Below are 16,341 nucleotides of genomic sequence, written 5' to 3' on the forward strand. Positions count from 1 at the left end.
GGGTGCGGGAGCTGCGGGAGGGTGCCCTGGCGGAGGCCTCGGTGGCCTTCGGCAGCCCGGTCGCTCCCTGGCTGCCGCACGGCTTCTGACGGAGCGTCAGCGCTGCTGGCAGGTGGGGCACCAGAAGAGGTTGCGGGCGGCGAGGTCGGCGGTGCGGATGCCGTCGCCGCAGATGTGGCAGGGCTGCTGCGCCCGGCGGTAGACGTAGACCTCGCCGCCGTGGTCGTCCACGCGGGGCGGGCGGCCCATGGCCTCGGGGGTGTGCTCCGGGCGGACGGTGTCGATCCGGTTGTGCCGTACGCCCTCCCGCATGAGCGCGACCAGGTCCGACCAGATCGCGTCCCACTCGGAACGGGTGAGATCGCGGCCGAGGCGGTACGGGTCGATGTTGTGCCGGAAGAGGACCTCGGCGCGGTAGACATTGCCGACGCCCGCGATCACCTTCTGGTCCATGAGCAGGGCGGCGATGCTCGTCCGGCTCCGGCTGACGCGGGCCCAGGCGGCCTCGCCGTCGTCCGCGGCCCGCAGCGGGTCCGGGCCGAGCCGGTCGTGTATCGCCTGCTTCTCGGCGTCCGTGATCAGCGCGCAGGTGGTGGGCCCGCGCAGGTCGGCGTACGCGTCGGGGACGGCGAGCCGCAGCCGCACGGTGTCGGTGGGCGGGGGGACGGGGGCGCCGCCGAAGGTGTACTTGCCGAAGAGGCCGAGGTGGATGTGGACCCAGCCGTGCTCGGCGAACCCGAGGAAGAGGTGCTTGCCGTGGGCCTCGGTGGTGGTGAGGGGGGTGCCGTCGAGGAGGGCGGCGCTGGCGGCGAATTTGCCCTGCGGGCTGCTCACGGCGACCTTCCGGTCGCCGAACCGCTCACGGTGGTCCTGGGCGAGCCGATGGATCGTGTGGCCTTCGGGCACGGTACCTCTTCCTGTATCGACCGGGGCTTGCGCCCCGGACCCCGCAGTGTGGTCGGTTGCGGCCGGTGGGCCCGTTTGTGCCCACCCGTTCCGCCATGCGGAACGCCTGCCCACAAACGGGGGTGAGGCGCAAGCACGGGCGACGAGGCGCGCCCCTTTAGGGGCGCGGGGAACTGCGCGACCAGCCCCCACCGGCCCGCAGACAAAGGCGCAGCCCCGGAGCGGGGGCCTGGGGGCGCAGCCCCCAGAAACACTCTTCCACCCAGAGCAACCCCCACCAAGCCCGTCCGGCGATTGAGGACGCGGCCGCAGGCCGCTCCCGCCCGCAGGGCGGCAACGGCGGGAACCCCGTGCGGTCAGCCCTGCGGGTGGTGCGCGGGGATGGCCGGGAGCTCGCCCGTCCGCTCGTAGTGGGCGAGCATCTCGATGCGGCGGGTGTGCCGCTCGTCGCCCGAGTACGGGGTCGCCAGGAAGATCTCGACGAACTTCGTCGCCTCCTCCTGGGTGTGCATCCGCGCACCCACGCTGATCACGTTGGCGTTGTTGTGCTCACGCCCCAGCGCCGCCGTCTGCTCGCTCCAGGCCAGGGCGGCCCGGACGCCCTTGACCTTGTTCGCGGCGATCTGCTCGCCGTTGCCGGAGCCGCCGATCACGATGCCGAGGCTGTCCTCGTCCGCGGCCGTCCGCTCCGCGGCGCGGAGGCAGAAGGGGGGGTAGTCGTCCTGGGCGTCGTAGATGTGCGGACCGCAGTCGACGGGCTCGTGGCCGTGGGCCGTGAGCCACTCGACGAGGTGGTTCTTGAGTTCGTAGCCGGCATGGTCGGAGCCGAGGTACACGCGCATGCGACCGAGTGTGGCACGAGTTCCCACCGGACTTCGCGTCAGGTCCCGATCACAACGATACGGATTCGGCTCTTCCCGATCACAGCTTCGAAAAGTTCTAATGCGGGAACTCGTAACCCGAGAACCTTAAGGAACGTGCATGAGCGCCATACCGCCGACTGTGACAAAGGCGTCGATCGCCGGCGATCCCGGGCAGACCGCCGCGTCGGCCCAGGACGGCCTCAAGGCCGGTCTCAAGAATCGCCACCTGTCCATGATCGCCATTGGCGGTGTGATCGGAGCCGGCCTGTTCGTGGGCTCGTCCTCCGGCATCGCCGCCGCCGGCCCCGGCATTCTCGTCTCCTACGCACTCGTCGGCGTGATGGTCGTCTTCGTGATGCGGATGCTCGGGGAGATGGCCGCCGCCAATCCGACCTCCGGTTCGTTCTCCGCCTACGCCGACCGCGCGCTCGGCCGCTGGGCGGGCTTCTCGATCGGCTGGCTGTACTGGTTCTTCTGGGTCGTGGTGCTCGCGGTCGAGGCGACCGCCGGTGCCAAGATCCTGCACGGCTGGATCCCGGCCGTGCCCCAGTGGGCCTGGGCGCTGATCGTCATGGTCCTGCTCACCGCGACCAACCTGGGCTCGGTCGCCTCGTACGGCGAGTTCGAGTTCTGGTTCGCCGGGATCAAGGTCGTGGCGATCGCCGCGTTCGTGGTCATCGGCTCGCTGGCCGTCTTCGGGGTGCTGCCGGGCTCGCACAGCGACACCGCGGGCATCTCCAACCTCACCTCGCACGGCGGTTTCCTGCCGAACGGCCCGGGAGCGATCCTCACCGGTGTCCTGATGGTCGTCTTCTCCTTCATGGGCAGCGAGATCGTCACCCTCGCGGCCGGTGAGTCGGAGGACCCGCAGCGCGCGGTCACCAAGGCCACCAACAGCGTCATCTGGCGCATCGCGGTCTTCTACCTGGGTTCGATCTTCGTCGTGGTCTCCCTGCTGCCGTGGGACTCCAAGGAGATCGCCGACAAGGGCAGCTACGTCGCCGCCCTCGACTCGATCGGCATCCCGCACGCGGGCCAGGTCATGAACGTCATCGTGCTGACCGCCGTGCTGTCCTGCCTGAACTCGGGCCTCTACACCGCCTCCCGTATGGCCTTCTCGCTCGGGCAGCGCGGCGACGCGCCGCGGGCCTTCGCGCGGGTCGGGAAGAACGGCGTACCGACGGCCGCGATCCTCGGCTCGGTCGTCTTCGGCTTCGTCTCGGTGCTCTTCAACTACGTGTGGCCCGACACCGTCTTCAAGTTCCTGCTGAACTCCTCGGGTGCCATCGCCCTCTTCGTCTGGCTGGTCATCTGCATCACCCAGCTGAAGATGCGCGGCATCATCCTGCGCGAGCGGCCGGACAAGCTCGTCGTGAAGATGTGGCTCTTCCCGTACCTGACCTGGGCGACCATCGGCATGATCACCTTCGTCATCGGCTACATGTTCTACGACGGCGGTGACAACCGCACCCAGGTGCTGCTCTCGACGATGATCGCGCTGATCGTCGTGGCCATCGGCCTCGTCCTCAACCGCGGCAGGAAGCACGCGGTCGGGCAGTAACAGCAGACGACGACAGGTAACGACAGATATATACGAGTGGGCCCGCACCGAGGTGGTGCGGGCCCACTCGTATGTCCACGCGTACGCGGAGGGGAATTCAGCCGCGGCGGCCGAGCAGCTTCCAGGCCGTCGGGAGCGCGCCCATGGCGAGCGCCGCCTTGAGCGCGTCGCCGATGAGGAACGGGGTCAGGCCCGCGGCGACCGCGCCGGTCGGCGAGAGGTGGGCGGAGAGCGCGAGATAGGGGACGCCGACCGCGTAGATGATCGCGGTGCCCAGGGCCATGGTGCCCGCGGTGCGCAGCGCGGAGCGGTCCGCGCCCCGACGGGCGAGGGCGCCCGCGACGGTGGCGGCCAGCATCATGCCGAGCACGTAGCCGAAGGAGGCGAAGCCCGCGCCGGACCGGCCGTCGGCGAACCACGGCATCCCGGCCATGCCGACCAGGGCGTAGAGGGCCAGGGAGAGGAAGCCGCGGCGGGCGCCGAGCGCCGTGCCGACGAGGAGGGCCGCGAAGGTCTGGCCGGTGACCGGGACCGGAGAGCCCGGGACCGGGACGGCGATCTGGGCGGTGACACCGGTGAGCACCGCGCCGCCGAGGACGAGGGCGGCGTCACGGACGACGGCGCCCGCTCCGGCCCGGGCGGGGAGCAGATCGGCGAGGACCGTACCGGTCCGGGTTACTGGGGCAGCGGTGGCCATCGGTACTCCCGGTGACGAAGTGGAAGGTGGGGGACGCGACGACGGTAGTCGAGGGGAGCCGTGCCGACAGGGCGCGACGGCGACAAAGGCGGACCGCCCCGCTTTGGAGAGTTCCGAGCGGCGATGCCGCGGGTGGGCACTGATATGCGCGCAGCCGTGCAGGCCGCGTAAGCCGCGTGAGCCGTGCAGGCCCACAGGAAAGGCGCCCGTGTTTCCGCGCGGGTTTCCGTACAGGTTCCGTGCGGGCGATTCCCGGGGCGTTCCCGTCCCTCACGTGATGCTTCTCACGACGGACCGGCGGAGCTTGGCGCCGGGTGCCCCCGCGGGAGAATCTGGGATATCTTCCCGCGCCTTTTTGTGCCCCTTGTGAGCCTGGCACCGAATTCGAGAGTACGAGCTGCCCATGCATGAAGCACCGCCTGCCGCAGCGCCCCTGAGCGGCGAGAAAGAACCCCTGTCGGCGGGCCTGAAGCAGCGGCATCTGACGATGCTGGGGCTCGGCGGGGTGATCGGGGCGGGCCTGTTCGTCGGCTCCGGCGCCGGGATCTCCGTGGCGGGGCCCGGGATCATCGTGTCGTACCTGATCGCCGGTGCGCTGGCGATGCTGGTGATGCGGATGCTCGGCGAGATGTCGGCCGCGATGCCCGCGTCGGGCGCCTTCTCCGTGCACGCGGAGCGCGCGCTGGGCCGCTGGGCCGGGTTCACGGTCGGCTGGCTCTACTGGTTCCTGCTGGTCGTCGTGCTCGCCGTGGAGGCCACCGGCGCGGCGCAGATCGCGAACGGCTGGCTGCCGTCGGTGCCGCAGTGGGCCTGGGTGCTGGTCTTCATGGTGGTCTTCACCGGCGCCAACCTCGCCGCGGTGAAGAACTTCGGCGAGTTCGAGTTCTGGTTCGCCACCCTCAAGGTCGGCGCGATCGTCCTGTTCCTGGGCCTGAGCCTGCTGGCGATCTTCGGCCTGCTGCCGGACACCCACGCGGTGGGCTTCACCAATCTCACCGGCCAGGGCGGCTTCTTCCCCCACGGCGCCAGTGGTGTGATCTCCGGTGTGCTCGCCGTCGTCTTCGCCTTCGGCGGCCTGGAGGTCGTCACCATCGCCGCCGCCGAGTCCGACGACCCCGCCCGCGCGGTGGGACGCGCCGTGCGCAGCGCGGTGTGGCGCATCCTCTTCTTCTACGTCGGCTCGATGCTCGTCATCGTCACCCTGCTGCCGTGGACCTCGATGCAGCCGGGCAAGAGCCCCTACGTGGCGGTCCTGGACCACATCGGGGTACCGGGCGCCGGACAGATCATGAACATCGTGGTCTTCGTGGCCCTGCTCTCCGCGCTCAACGCCAACCTCTACGGCTCGTCGAGGATGGTCTTCTCGCTGGCCGAACGGGGCGAGGCGCCGCGCTCGCTGCTCAAGGTCTCGGGCGGGGTGCCGCGCCGGGCGGTGGGGGCCTCGGTGGCCTTCGGCTTCGCCTCGGTCATATTGAACCTGGAGTGGCCGGACTCGATCTTCAAGTACCTGCTGAACGCGGTCGGCGCCGTGCTCCTCTTCGTCTGGGGCCTGATCGCCGCCTCCCAGCTGCGCCTGCGGCGGCGCATCGAGCGGGAGATGCCGGAGCGGCTGGCCCTGCGGATGTGGGCGTTCCCGTATCTGACGTGGGCGGCGCTGGCCGGTATGGCGGCCGTCCTCGTCCTCATGCTCACCGATGCGGGGGCGCGGCCGCAGCTCCTGTGGTCGGCGGGGGCCACGGCGGCGGTCCTCGCGGTAGCGGGCCTCCGCGAACTCCGCCTGCGCCGCAGCTGACCCACCGGGGCGCGCCCCATCAGGGGCGCGGGGAACTGCGCGACCAGCCCCCACCGGACCCGCGGCCGCGCGCGAAGCGCAAGAGGCACCCCGGTAGGCGCCCCCTCAAACGACCCCGTGGCGTGATCGGAACGGGCCAAGAGCGGAGGCGTTTCGTCCACTCCGGCCGGGATATGGGTTGCTTCAGGAGACACCTGTCATGCACAGTCAGTGACGTTGCCGTCTGGATATCGGACAGCAATGTCACAACGGTTGTCCTGGGCGAACATGGCCTTCACACTGAGGCAACTTTCCGCTCTCACCCCACGGGAATCACACGACATGACTCGGATACCTGCGGCCTCGTCCGCGCCACCGCGCGACGACGGGGCCCTCGGCCAGGCACCGGGCGACAAGGACCTGTCGCACGGGCTCAAGCAGCGCCATCTGTCGATGATCGCCCTCGGTGGTGTCATCGGCGCCGGTCTCTTCGTCGGCTCGGGCGCGGGTATCGCCGCGGCGGGTCCGGGCATCGTGCTCGCCTACGCTGCCTCCGGCCTGCTGGTGATGCTCGTGATGCGGATGCTCGGCGAGATGGCCGCGGCCAACCCCGCCTCGGGCACCTTCTCCGTGCACGCCGAGCGGTCGCTGGGCCCGTGGGCCGGCTTCACCGTCGGCTGGATGTTCTGGGTGGAGCTGTGCGTCGGCATCGCCGTGGAGGCGATCGGCGCGGCCCACATCGTGGTCTCCTGGCTCCCCTCCACCCCCTCGTGGATGTGGGTGCTGATCTTCATGGCCGTCTTCTGCGGCACCAACCTGGCGGCGGTCAGCAACTTCGGCGAGTTCGAGTTCTGGTTCGCCGCGCTCAAGGTCGGCGCCATCGGCCTCTTCCTGGTGCTGGGCCTGCTGGCCATCCTGGGCGTGCTGCCGGGCAGCTCGGCCCCGGGGGCCGACAACCTGACCGGCCACGGCGGCTTCCTCCCCAGCGGCACCGACGGCCTCGCCGCGGGCCTGCTCGCCTCGGTCTTCGCCTACGGCGGCCTGGAGACGGTGACGATCGCGGCCGCCGAGTCCGAGCAGCCGGTCAGGGGCGTCGCCAAGGCCGTGCGCACGGCGATGTGGCGCATCGCGCTGTTCTACGTGGGCTCGATGCTGGTGGTCGTCACCCTGATCCCGTGGGACGACAAGTCGATCACCGAGAGCGGTCCGTACGTCGCCGTCCTGGACTACCTGGACATCCCCGCGGCCGGGCAGATCATGAACGTGATCGTGCTGATCGCGCTGCTCTCCGCGATGAACGCCAATATCTACGGCGCCTCCCGGATGTCGTACTCCCTCGTCCAGCGCGGCGAGGGCCCCCGCTTCCTGGGCAAGGTCAGCGGCGGCGTGCCCCGGCTGACCGTGCTGGCCTCCTCCGCCTTCGGCTTCTTCGCGGTGCTGCTGAGCTACTGGTGGCCGGACACCGTCTTCAAGTGGCTCCTCTACATGACGGGCGCGGCCGTGCTCGTGGTGTGGGCCTTCATCGCCGTCACCCAGCTGACGATGCGCCGCAGGCTGGAGCGCGAGGAACCCGACAGGCTCGTGGTGCGCATGTGGTGGTTCCCCTACGTCACCGTCGTGGCCCTGGTCGGCATCCTCGCCACCCTGGCGCTGATGCTGCGCGAGCAGGACACCCGTGTCCAGCTCTACTCCACGGCCGGACTCACCCTGGCCCTCGCCGCCGTCGGCTACGCGCGGCAGCGCGTCATGGCGAACAGGAAGCGGCTGATCCCCGCCCAGGCGGACGAATCGGCCGAAAGCTGACGCTCCACCACCACCCGTGCGGACGAGGCGGGGTAGGTCCTGATCTTCAGGACCTACCCCGCCTCCGTCTTTGGTCGGAAGCCCACCCCCTTCACCGCTTTTCCTCATCACTTGCTGATAGCGTCTACCTGCAAGTTAATTGCAATAAGCAGTCGGAGGGCTCGGCATGGCCATCTACACACTTCCTGAACTCCCCTACGATTACGCGGCGCTGCAGCCGGTCATCGACGCGAAAATCATCGAGCTGCACCACGACAAGCACCACGCCGCGTACGTCAAGGGCGCCAACGACACGCTGGAGCAGCTCGCCGAGGCCCGCGACAAGGACCAGTGGGGGGCCGTCAACGGCCTGGAGAAGAACCTGGCCTTCCACCTCTCCGGCCACATCCTGCACAGCATCTACTGGCAGAACATGTCCGGCGAGGGCGGCGGCGAGCCCCTGGACAAGGACGGCGTGGGCGAGCTCGCCGACGCCATCGCCGAGTCCTTCGGCTCCTTCGAGAAGTTCAAGGCCCAGCTGACCAAGGCGTCGGCCACGACGCAGGGCTCGGGCTGGGGCGTCCTCGCCTACGAGCCGCTCAGCGGCCGCCTGATCGTCGAGCAGGTCTACGACCACCAGGGCAACGTCGGCCAGGGCTCCACGCCGATCCTGGTCTTCGACGCCTGGGAGCACGCGTTCTACCTTCAGTACAAGAACCAGAAGGTGGACTTCATCGACGCCATGTGGGCCGTCGTCAACTGGCAGGACGTCGCGAAGCGCTACGCGGCGGCGAAGGAGCGCGGCAACGCGTTGCTTCTGCCGTAACCACGGATCGTCCTGCTCGTGATCGTCTTCTCACCCTTCACGTAGCGGGCGACGAGGAGCCCCTGTGCACCCGTGCGGGGGCTCCTCACTCTTTCCGTACGTCGTGGCTGGTCGCGCAGTTCCCCGCGCCCCTTCGGGGCGCTCAGACGTGCCCGAACGCCTCGCCCGTCACCGTGAATTCGCGGGCCAGGCCCGTTTCATGGAGGCGGCCCAGGGCCGCGAAAGGGAGGGCGTACGCGGAGCCGCCGCGGCAGAAGGTCCAGCTGCGGTGCACCGCGAAGCGGTAGTCCACGGCGGTGCCACCCTCCGCGTCCACCCGCACCGTGCCGGTCAGCCGGTAGTCGACGCCGCGCAGGGCGAGCCACCAGTCGAGACCCGCCCGCCGGGGGATCGCCACGCCGCGCCAGCCGCTGTCGGCCGGGTACGCGGCGGGCGCGCGCGGCCCCTCGCGCCAGCGCGCGAGCGCCTCCGCGCGCCAGCGGTCCAGCTGTCCTCGCGCGGCGGGCCGCACCCCCGGAAGGGCGAGCAGCCGGTCGGCGTCCACCCGGTAGGCGGTGCCGTCGCCCCGCAGGTAGTGCCGGAGCGTACCGGCCGTCTGCCGCAGGCCCAGCGCGCTCCACAGCGGCGGCAGCGCCCGGCACACGGCCCGCAGCAGCAGGTCGTACGGGCGTACGGGCAGCTCCGCGAAGCGGGCATGCCCGCCCGGCGGCTCGGTGTCCTCCCGGCCACCCGCACGACCGAGCGGCCGGGAAAGGTCCGTCTTACCCATACCCGGACATTAAGGGACCAGCTCCCCGGCCGCCCGCCGAATGACCTGCCGAATGACCTGTCGAACGACCTTCCGTACCGCCGTCAGTCGAAGATCGGGCCCTGCGTACGCGTCCTCTTACTGCAATCTCCCGGGGGGCAACCCCCGGACCCCCGGCCGGGACGGCGTGGCCGACCTCAGTCGAAGATCGGACCTTGCGTACGCGTCCTCTTGATCTCGTAGAAGCCCGGCGTCGAGGCCACCAGCAGCGTGCCGTCCCACAGCCTGGCCGCGGCCTCGCCCTTGGGGGCGGGGGTGACGACCGGGCCGAAGAAGGCGACCTCCGCGCCGTCCGCGCCGGGCACCGAGATCACCGGGGTGCCGACGTCCTGGCCGACCCGGTCGATGCCGTCCTTGTGCGAAGCGCGCAGCTGCTTGTCGTACTCCTCCGAGACGGCGGCCTCGACCAGCCCGGCCGGGAGACCGGCGTCCTCCAGGGCGCCGACCAGGGTCTCGCGGGTGCGCGACTGCCCCAGGTTGTGCAGACGGGTGCCGAGCGCGGTGTAGAAACGGCCGAGCGCCTCCTGGCCGTGCTGCTGCTCGACGGCTATGCAGACGCGCACCGGCCACCAGGCGGAGCCGCCCGGGCGCATCGACTCGACGTACGCCTCCGGGAGCTCGTCGAGTTTGTTCTCGTTGAGGACGGCCAGGCTCATGACATGCCAGCGCACCTCGACCGGCCGGACCTTCTCGACCTCCAGCATCCAGCGCGAGGTCATCCACGCCCAGGGGCAGGCGGGGTCGAACCAGAAGTCCGCGACGGTCTTGTCGGGAGCGGTCACGCGAATCTCCTCCAGTGAGCTCATGCGAGCTGATCAGTGAGGGATTCAACAACACTGCCCGTGCCATGATTCCTGATGTTGCCCGAGATCCGAGACGAAGCCCGAGGGAGCACCCGTGCCCGGTGAGAATCTGACGCGTGACGAGGCCCGTGAGCGGGCCCGACTGCTGGCGGTGGACGCCTATGAGGTGGCCCTCGACCTGCGGTCCGCGGTGGGCGCGGGCCCGGAGCACCGCACCTTCCGGTCGGTGACCACGATCCGCTTCCGCTGCGCCGAGCCGGGGGCCGCGAGCTTCGCCGACCTCGTCGCGCCGTCGGTCGCCTCCGTGACCCTCAACGGCGAGAAGCTGGACCCGGCCGCCGTCTTCGACGGCACGCGGATCGCGCTGCCCTCGCTCGCCGCCGAGAACGTCCTGGTGGTGGACGCGCAGTGCGCGTACAGCAGGACCGGCGAGGGCCTGCACCGCTTCGTCGACCCCGAGGACGGCGAGGTCTACCTCTACACGCAGTACGAGCCCGCCGACGCGCGCCGGGTCTTCGCGAACTTCGAACAGCCGGACCTCAAGGCCCCGTTCACCTTCTCGGTGACCGCGCCCGCCGAGTGGACCGTGATCAGCAACGGGGCCGCGGACGGCGAGCCCGAGTCCCTCGGCGGCGGGGGCCTCACCTGGCGCTTCGTGCCGACGCGGCCGATCTCCACCTACATCACGGCCGTGGTCGCGGGCCCGTACCACGTGGAGCGCGACCACTACAGCCGGACCGCCGCCGACGGCTCCGTCCTGGACATCCCGCTGGCCGCGCTCTGCCGCAAGGGGCTCGCGCGGCACTTCGACGCCGACGAGATCTTCACGGTCACCAAGCAGGGCCTGGACTTCTTCCACGAGAACTTCGACTACCCGTACCCCTTCGGGAAGTACGACCAGGCGTTCGTGCCGGAGTACAACATCGGCGCGATGGAGAACCCGGGCTGCGTGACCTTCCGGGAGGAGTTCGTCTTCCGCGGCAAGGTGACGCGGTCGGCGTACGAGCGGCGGGCCAACGTCATCCTGCACGAGATGGCGCACATGTGGTTCGGCGACCTGGTGACCATGGAGTGGTGGGACGACCTGTGGCTCAAGGAGTCGTTCGCCGACTTCATGGGCTCCTTCTCGCAGGTCGAGGCGACGCGCTACGAGAACGCCTGGATCACCTTCGCCAACCAGCGCAAGGCGTGGGCCTACCGCGCCGACCAGCTGCCCTCCACGCACCCGATCACGGCCGACATCCGTGACCTGGAGGACGCCAAGCTCAACTTCGACGGCATCACCTACGCCAAGGGCGCCTCGGTGCTCAAGCAGCTCGTCGCCTACGTCGGGCGCGACGCGTTCCTGGAGGGCGCGCGCCGCTACTTCAAGCGCCACGCGTACGGCAACACGCGCCTCACCGACCTGCTGTCGGTGCTGGAGGAGACCTCCGGCCGCGACATGGCCGGCTGGTCGCGCGCGTGGCTCCAGACCGCGGGCGTCAACTCTCTGACCCCGCAGGTGACCTACGACGCCGGTGACCGGATCACCGAGCTCGCGATCCTCCAGGAGGCGGCGCCCACCCACCCCGAGCTGCGTCCGCACCGGGTGGCGGTCGGCCTCTACCGCCGCCGGGAGGCCGACGGCGCGCTGGTGCGCTACGCCCGCGCCGAAGTGGACGTCGCCGGTCCGCGGACGACGGTGGCCGAGCTGGTGGGCGCCGAGCGGCCGGAGCTCGTGCTGGTCAACGACGACGACCTCACGTACTGCAAGATCCGCTTCGACGAGGCGTCGCTGACCACCCTCCGCAAGCACCTGGGCGAGCTCACGGACCCGCTGGCGCGCGCCCTGTGCTGGTCCGCGCTGTGGAACCTCACCCGCGACGGGCTGATGCCCGCCCGTGACTTCGTGGACCTGGTGGAGCGCTTCGCCGGTGCCGAGACCGAGGTCGGTGTCCTGCAGATGGTCCAGAGCTGGGCGCAGAGCGCCCTGGTGCACTACGCGGCGCCCGACTGGCGCGCGGCGGGCGGCCGGGGGCTGGCCGCGAGCGCGCTGCGCGAGCTGCGCCTCGCCGAGCCGGGCAGCGGCCACCAGCTCGCGTGGGCGCGCTGCTTCGCGCAGCTCGCCTCCGAGGAGGCCGACCTCCAGCTGCTGCGCGGGCTGCTGGACGGCACGGGGAAGATCGACGGGCTGGACGTCGACCAGGAGCTGCGCTGGGCGTTCCTCGGCACGCTCGCCGCGGAAGGCGCGGCCGACGAGGCCGCGATCGGGGCCGAGCTGGCCCGCGACAACACCGCCTCCGGCAAGCGGCACCAGGTGCGCTGCCTGGCGGCCCGGCCGTCCGCCGAGGTCAAGGCCGAGGCGTGGGCGGCGGTCGTGGACTCCGACGCGCTCTCCAACGCGCTCGCCGAGGCGACGATCGCGGGCTGGAACCAGGCCGGGCAGCGGGAGTTGCTGGCGCCGTACGCCACGCGCTACTTCGAGGCGATCGAGCGGGTGTGGCGGGAGCGGTCGATCGAGATCGGGATGGCGGTGGTCCGGGGGCTCTTCCCCATGCTGCAGGGTGATGCGGCGGCTCTGGCTTCCGCCGATGCGTGGCTTTCCGCGCATGAGGCGGCCGCGCCGGCGTTGCGGCGGCTGGTGGTCGAGGCGCGCGACGATCTGGCTCGCGCCCTGCGGGCGCAGGCGTGTGACGCGGCTGCGTGACGCCGCTGCGTGACGCGGCTGCGGGGTGCCCCGCTTCTGTGACCGGGGCTTCGCCCCGGGCCCCCGCCCACCGGGCTGCCTCTTGCGCTCCGCGCGCGGCTGCGGCCCGGTGGGGGCTGGTCGCGCAGTTCCCCGCGCCCCTTACGGGGCACTGTCCCGGTTTGCCGACAGGGTCGTAACAGGGGGTTAGGGCCACCCCAAAGCGTGGGGATCGCCTGAGTATGAATCGCGAAACACCGCTCTCGCCCAGGCCCCTGCATCATCTCTCCGATGTGCGGCACCGCGTCATGACGTCGCGTCAGCTGCGTGAGCACGGCGTACCGGGCGCCGTCATGACCGAGCGCTGCCGGCCCGGTGGGCCGTGGCAGCAGTTGCTGCCCGGTGTGGTGCTGCTCCGCACCGGGCCCGCGACCAGTGAGGAGCGGCTGCACGCCGCGCTGATGTACACCGTGCCGCGCACCTCGGGGCCGGTCTCGCGGCCCGGACCGGCCACGGCCACCGCCGCGGCGCGGGAGGCCGCGGCGGCCGGGTACGGGGATGCCATGATCACGGGGGCGGCGGCCCTCGCCCTGCACCGGTTCACGTCGGTGCCCCCGCTGCTGTCCCTGGACCGCATCGACGTGCTCGTGCCCCGTACCCGGCGGCTGCGCACGACCGGGTTCGTCCGGCTCGTCCGGGCACACGCCCTGCCGCGGCCGAGGACGCTGACGGGCCTGCCGGTGGCGCCCGCGGCCCGCGCGGTGGCCGACGCCGTGGCGCAGCTGACGGACGCGTCCGCCGTGCGCCGGGTGCTGACGGAGGCCGTGCGCGACGGGCACTGCGAAGCCCAGGCGGTCGTACGGGAGTTGACGCAGGCCCGGCTGCTGGGACGGGCGCACGTGGTGGACGCCGTGGACACGCTGCTCGCCGAGAGCCGCGCGGTCGCCGAGGGCAGGCTGTACGAGCTGGTGAGCGACCAAGGGCTGCCCGAGCCGCTGTGGAACGTCGACCTGCGGCTGCCCGGCGGCCCGTGCCTGGGGCGGGTGGACGCGTTCTGGCCCGAGCACAGCGTCGCGCTGGAGATCGACTCGCGGACGCCGCGCCAGGACGACGAGGCGCTGTGGACGGAGCAGTACCGCAAGCGCGAGCACCTCGAACGGCTGGGCATCACGGTGGTGCACGTGACGCCGAAGAAGCTGCGGGACACGCCCGAGCAGCAGGCCGCGGTGGTCCGTACCGCCCTGATGGCGTCGGCCGACCGCGACCCCGCCGCGTATCTCGTCGTCGTCCCCCACTAGGGGGGCACCGGACGGGACTTCAGCGCCTGCGCAGCAGCAGCTCGGTGTTGCGGTCGTCCGCCGCGCCGCCGAGCGAGGTGTCGGAGCCGGGGGCGTTGAAGGCCAGCTCGCGGTAGAGGGACGCGAGGCCGGTCTGGGAGAGGTCGTGGAAGTCGGTGCGGTAGGGGGCGGCGGACTCGATGAGGGTGGTGAAGAGGGAGATCGTGCCGTCGTGGTTGTCGGTGACCTCGATGATCCGGGCGAGCTGCGGATAGTCCACGTGGGAGGCGGTGGCGATCTCCCAGAAGGTGCCGCGGGGCCGGATGCGGTTGCGGTGGCTGTGGCCGTTGATCCACGCGAGCACGTTGCCGTGGCTCTGCAGCAGGGTGATCAGCTCGTCGCCGTCGTGCCGCTCGTCGTCGGGCTCGGCCGGGTCGGGGGTGTTGTTGTCCATGCTCCAGCTCGGGTGGTGGCTGAAGACCAGCGCGTAGCTGTCGCTGTAGCGCTTCAGCGTCCTGTCCAGCCAGCGGAGTTGGGCCGTGCCGATCGAGCCCTGGTAGTGGCCGCCGGGGTCGGTGGAGTCGAGGCTGATGCCGACGACGCGGTCGGAGATCCGGAAGGAGTAGTAGAGCTCGCCGGAGTCGAGGTTCTCGCGGGTGTAGCCGTGGCCGACGGGGCCGTGGCCCGTGTAGCGCCTGTCGAGGTGCGCGGCGACGTACTGGCGCGCGGTCAGCGGGACGCGGCGCGGGTCGGGGGTGACGGTGCGCATCTCTTTCTTGTGGGCGCGCAGCAGTTCGCGGATGCGCTCGCCCTTGGGGTCGGCGCCCTTGGACTCGCCGTCCATCAGCCACTTGGCGTCGGCGGCGGAGATGATCTGGAGCTTCTTGTTGCCGACGGCGGCGTCCTGGATGAAGGAGCCGGCAGCCGGGTAGCAGCCGCCGGAGAGCAGGTCGTGGTTGCCGAAGGTGGAGTACCACGGGATGTTGAGGCCGGGGCTGTTGACGGTGCGGGTCGCGGCGGCGAGGTAGCCGTCGATACGCGGGTAGCCGACCTGCTTGTCCTGGTCGCGCAGGGAGCTCTCGGGGTGCCAGAAGAGCTTGAGGCCGCTGTTCTGCACCCCCTCGTAGTGCCTCGGGTCGCCGGTGTTGGGGTTCATCCGGCCGCCGCTGAGGGCGGTGAGGAACCACTCGACCTCGATCTTCGCGTTCTCGTCGCCGTTGTCGCCCGTGGTGATGACGAAGCCGAAGGGCGAGCCCGTGACCGGGCCCCGGCGCAGCTTGTTGACGCGCTCGACCAGGGAGACGACGCCCGGCAGGGTGAGCGCCTCGTGCGGCCGCCAGGCGCCCGGCTCGCCCGCGCGGAAGAACTCGTAGCGCAGCGGGTGCTGGACGTCCGTGAGGTGGAGGTCGGTGAACTGCACGAAGGAGGCCAGCGTGGTGCGCCGGTCCTCCCGGCCGCCCCGGCCCGTGGCCAGCTCGGAGCGGACGACCCGGGGCCAGCCGGGGCCGTCGCCCAGGCGCCGGTAGCCGCCGCTGCCGCGCGGCGCGGCGACGGACACCAGCGTCGTGCCCGCGCCCGTGGGGGCGGCCGCGGCGGCCTGCACCCGCGCGTCCGCCTGGGCGAAGGAGGTCTTGGCGGCGGCCTTGGCGGCCGCGTCGGGGTCGTCGGCGAGGGCGCTGCTGTCCGCCCCCAGGGCCAGGCCGATGCCGGTGGCGGTGGTCACGGCACCGGCCGCGGCCAGGAACGTACGGCGGTCGAGGCGGGCGTCTGCGGATCTGTCAGATCTGCGGTGCATATGCGGTCTCCCCGAGTGCGAACGCGAAGTACTGGGCTGGGCGACTGTCCTGTGTCCTGCGGTCCGTCCGTCCGGTCCTGGCTCCTGTCACTGAGGATCGTTGGCAGCGGGGGTGGCCTCGGCGTGAACACGACCGCAACGGCCGCCGCCGATCACCTCACATCGATCTTGGCGATTGCGAATCGACATACAGCACTCGTCCCCTGGCGGACTGACGCTCACTCAGCGTTCACCCCCGGGGGAACGGCGCCCCGGTCCAACGGCCCCCGCCGTAGTCCATTCGGGCTAACACCTGCTGACCTGCATTGACGCATGTCGACCGCGTCATCCCCTTCGGCACCTTTCCTCCCGGGCGGTTGCTGGCGGGTTTACGCCATCCCTACTTTCCCTCACGGGCAACTCTCCCCAAACCTCCGTCACTTCCATAAAAGTGATCGGTCAACCGGCTCCGATTTTCGGACGCCGGGCACCTTGTCCTGCTCGCGTGACTCTCCGCCACGCCCGCCGTCGACCAGCAAGGAAGTCCATGACCCCCACGACCCCCACAGCCCGGACCGCGCCGCCCGGCGGCGGGGCGAGACGCGACC

12 protein-coding genes are annotated in these 16,341 nt (G+C 71.0%); 6 read left to right on the forward strand and 6 right to left on the reverse strand.

Features of this window, described 5'->3' with window-relative positions:
- Positions 1-96 precede the first annotated feature (96 nt).
- Positions 97-906: an Fpg/Nei family DNA glycosylase gene (locus K6I34_RS14765; RefSeq protein WP_229326150.1), complete on the reverse strand. Its 810-nt coding sequence runs from the start codon at positions 904-906 to the stop codon at positions 97-99.
- A gap of 356 nt (positions 907-1,262) precedes the next feature.
- Positions 1,263-1,748, reverse strand: a complete 486-nt coding sequence (locus tag K6I34_RS14770) for a ribose-5-phosphate isomerase (RefSeq protein WP_229326152.1) — start codon at positions 1,746-1,748, stop codon at positions 1,263-1,265.
- A 139-nt stretch (positions 1,749-1,887) separates the two neighbouring features.
- On the opposite strand from K6I34_RS14770, the gene K6I34_RS14775 reads away from it, so the two are divergent.
- On the forward strand, positions 1,888-3,330 hold the full coding sequence (locus tag K6I34_RS14775; protein ID WP_229326154.1) for an amino acid permease: 1,443 nt from the start codon (positions 1,888-1,890) through the stop codon (positions 3,328-3,330).
- Between the two features lie 97 nt (positions 3,331-3,427).
- Here K6I34_RS14775 and K6I34_RS14780 read toward each other — a convergent pair whose 3' ends face one another.
- On the reverse strand, positions 3,428-4,027 hold the full coding sequence (locus K6I34_RS14780; RefSeq protein WP_229326156.1) for a biotin transporter BioY: 600 nt from the start codon (positions 4,025-4,027) through the stop codon (positions 3,428-3,430).
- 403 nt (positions 4,028-4,430) lie between these two features.
- Here K6I34_RS14780 and K6I34_RS14785 point away from each other — a divergent pair, with 403 nt between their 5' ends.
- The 3 genes from K6I34_RS14785 (at position 4,431) to K6I34_RS14795 (ending at position 8,406) form a co-directional block, all read left to right on the forward strand.
- Entirely contained in the window at positions 4,431-5,819 is a 1,389-nt protein-coding gene (locus tag K6I34_RS14785; protein WP_229326158.1) for an amino acid permease, read from the forward strand.
- Positions 5,820-6,140: 321 nt separating this feature from the next.
- Positions 6,141-7,601 carry an amino acid permease gene (locus tag K6I34_RS14790; RefSeq protein ID WP_229326160.1) on the forward strand — a complete coding sequence of 487 codons (1,461 nt, stop codon included), beginning with the start codon at positions 6,141-6,143 and terminating at the stop codon, positions 7,599-7,601.
- 166 nt (positions 7,602-7,767) lie between these two features.
- Entirely contained in the window at positions 7,768-8,406 is a 639-nt protein-coding gene (locus K6I34_RS14795) for a superoxide dismutase (RefSeq protein WP_229326162.1), read from the forward strand.
- Positions 8,407-8,548: 142 nt separating this feature from the next.
- Here the strand turns inward: K6I34_RS14795 and K6I34_RS14800 are convergent, their stop codons facing one another.
- A complete protein-coding gene (locus tag K6I34_RS14800) occupies positions 8,549-9,175 on the reverse strand; it encodes a hypothetical protein (RefSeq protein ID WP_229326164.1) in 627 nt (208 codons plus the stop codon).
- A 176-nt stretch (positions 9,176-9,351) separates the two neighbouring features.
- Positions 9,352-9,996 (reverse strand): DsbA family protein, encoded by a 645-nt coding sequence (locus K6I34_RS14805; RefSeq protein WP_308294011.1) that lies wholly within the window; start codon positions 9,994-9,996, stop codon positions 9,352-9,354.
- Between the two features lie 115 nt (positions 9,997-10,111).
- On the opposite strand from K6I34_RS14805, the gene pepN reads away from it, so the two are divergent.
- Both pepN and K6I34_RS14815 read left to right on the forward strand, forming a co-directional pair.
- On the forward strand, positions 10,112-12,703 hold the full coding sequence (gene pepN / locus K6I34_RS14810; protein WP_229326166.1) for an aminopeptidase N: 2,592 nt from the start codon (positions 10,112-10,114) through the stop codon (positions 12,701-12,703).
- Positions 12,704-12,924: 221 nt separating this feature from the next.
- A complete protein-coding gene (locus K6I34_RS14815) occupies positions 12,925-13,980 on the forward strand; it encodes a hypothetical protein (protein ID WP_229326168.1) in 1,056 nt (351 codons plus the stop codon).
- Between the two features lie 19 nt (positions 13,981-13,999).
- On the opposite strand, the gene K6I34_RS14820 is transcribed toward K6I34_RS14815, so the two are convergent.
- Positions 14,000-15,754 (reverse strand): TIGR03767 family metallophosphoesterase, encoded by a 1,755-nt coding sequence (locus tag K6I34_RS14820; RefSeq protein WP_229326169.1) that lies wholly within the window; start codon positions 15,752-15,754, stop codon positions 14,000-14,002.
- Positions 15,755-16,341 lie beyond the last annotated feature (587 nt).

The sequence above is a fragment of the Streptomyces sp. UNOC14_S4 genome, from assembly GCF_020740835.1.
Classification (GTDB): domain Bacteria; phylum Actinomycetota; class Actinomycetes; order Streptomycetales; family Streptomycetaceae; genus Streptomyces.

Excerpts from the sequence above, each read along its gene's own strand:
- K6I34_RS14770 (WP_229326152.1), bottom strand. The coding sequence starts at position 1,748 with ATGCGCGTGTACCTCGGCTCCGACCATGCCGGCTACGAACTCAAGAAC.
- K6I34_RS14775 (WP_229326154.1), top strand. The coding sequence starts at position 1,888 with ATGAGCGCCATACCGCCGACTGTGACAAAGGCGTCGATCGCCGGCGAT.
- K6I34_RS14780 (WP_229326156.1), bottom strand. The coding sequence starts at position 4,027 with ATGGCCACCGCTGCCCCAGTAACCCGGACCGGTACGGTCCTCGCCGAT.
- K6I34_RS14785 (WP_229326158.1), top strand. The coding sequence starts at position 4,431 with ATGCATGAAGCACCGCCTGCCGCAGCGCCCCTGAGCGGCGAGAAAGAA.
- K6I34_RS14790 (WP_229326160.1), top strand. The coding sequence starts at position 6,141 with ATGACTCGGATACCTGCGGCCTCGTCCGCGCCACCGCGCGACGACGGG.
- K6I34_RS14795 (WP_229326162.1), top strand. The coding sequence starts at position 7,768 with ATGGCCATCTACACACTTCCTGAACTCCCCTACGATTACGCGGCGCTG.
- K6I34_RS14800 (WP_229326164.1), bottom strand. The coding sequence starts at position 9,175 with ATGGGTAAGACGGACCTTTCCCGGCCGCTCGGTCGTGCGGGTGGCCGG.
- K6I34_RS14815 (WP_229326168.1), top strand. The coding sequence starts at position 12,925 with ATGAATCGCGAAACACCGCTCTCGCCCAGGCCCCTGCATCATCTCTCC.
- K6I34_RS14820 (WP_229326169.1), bottom strand. The coding sequence starts at position 15,754 with ATGCACCGCAGATCTGACAGATCCGCAGACGCCCGCCTCGACCGCCGT.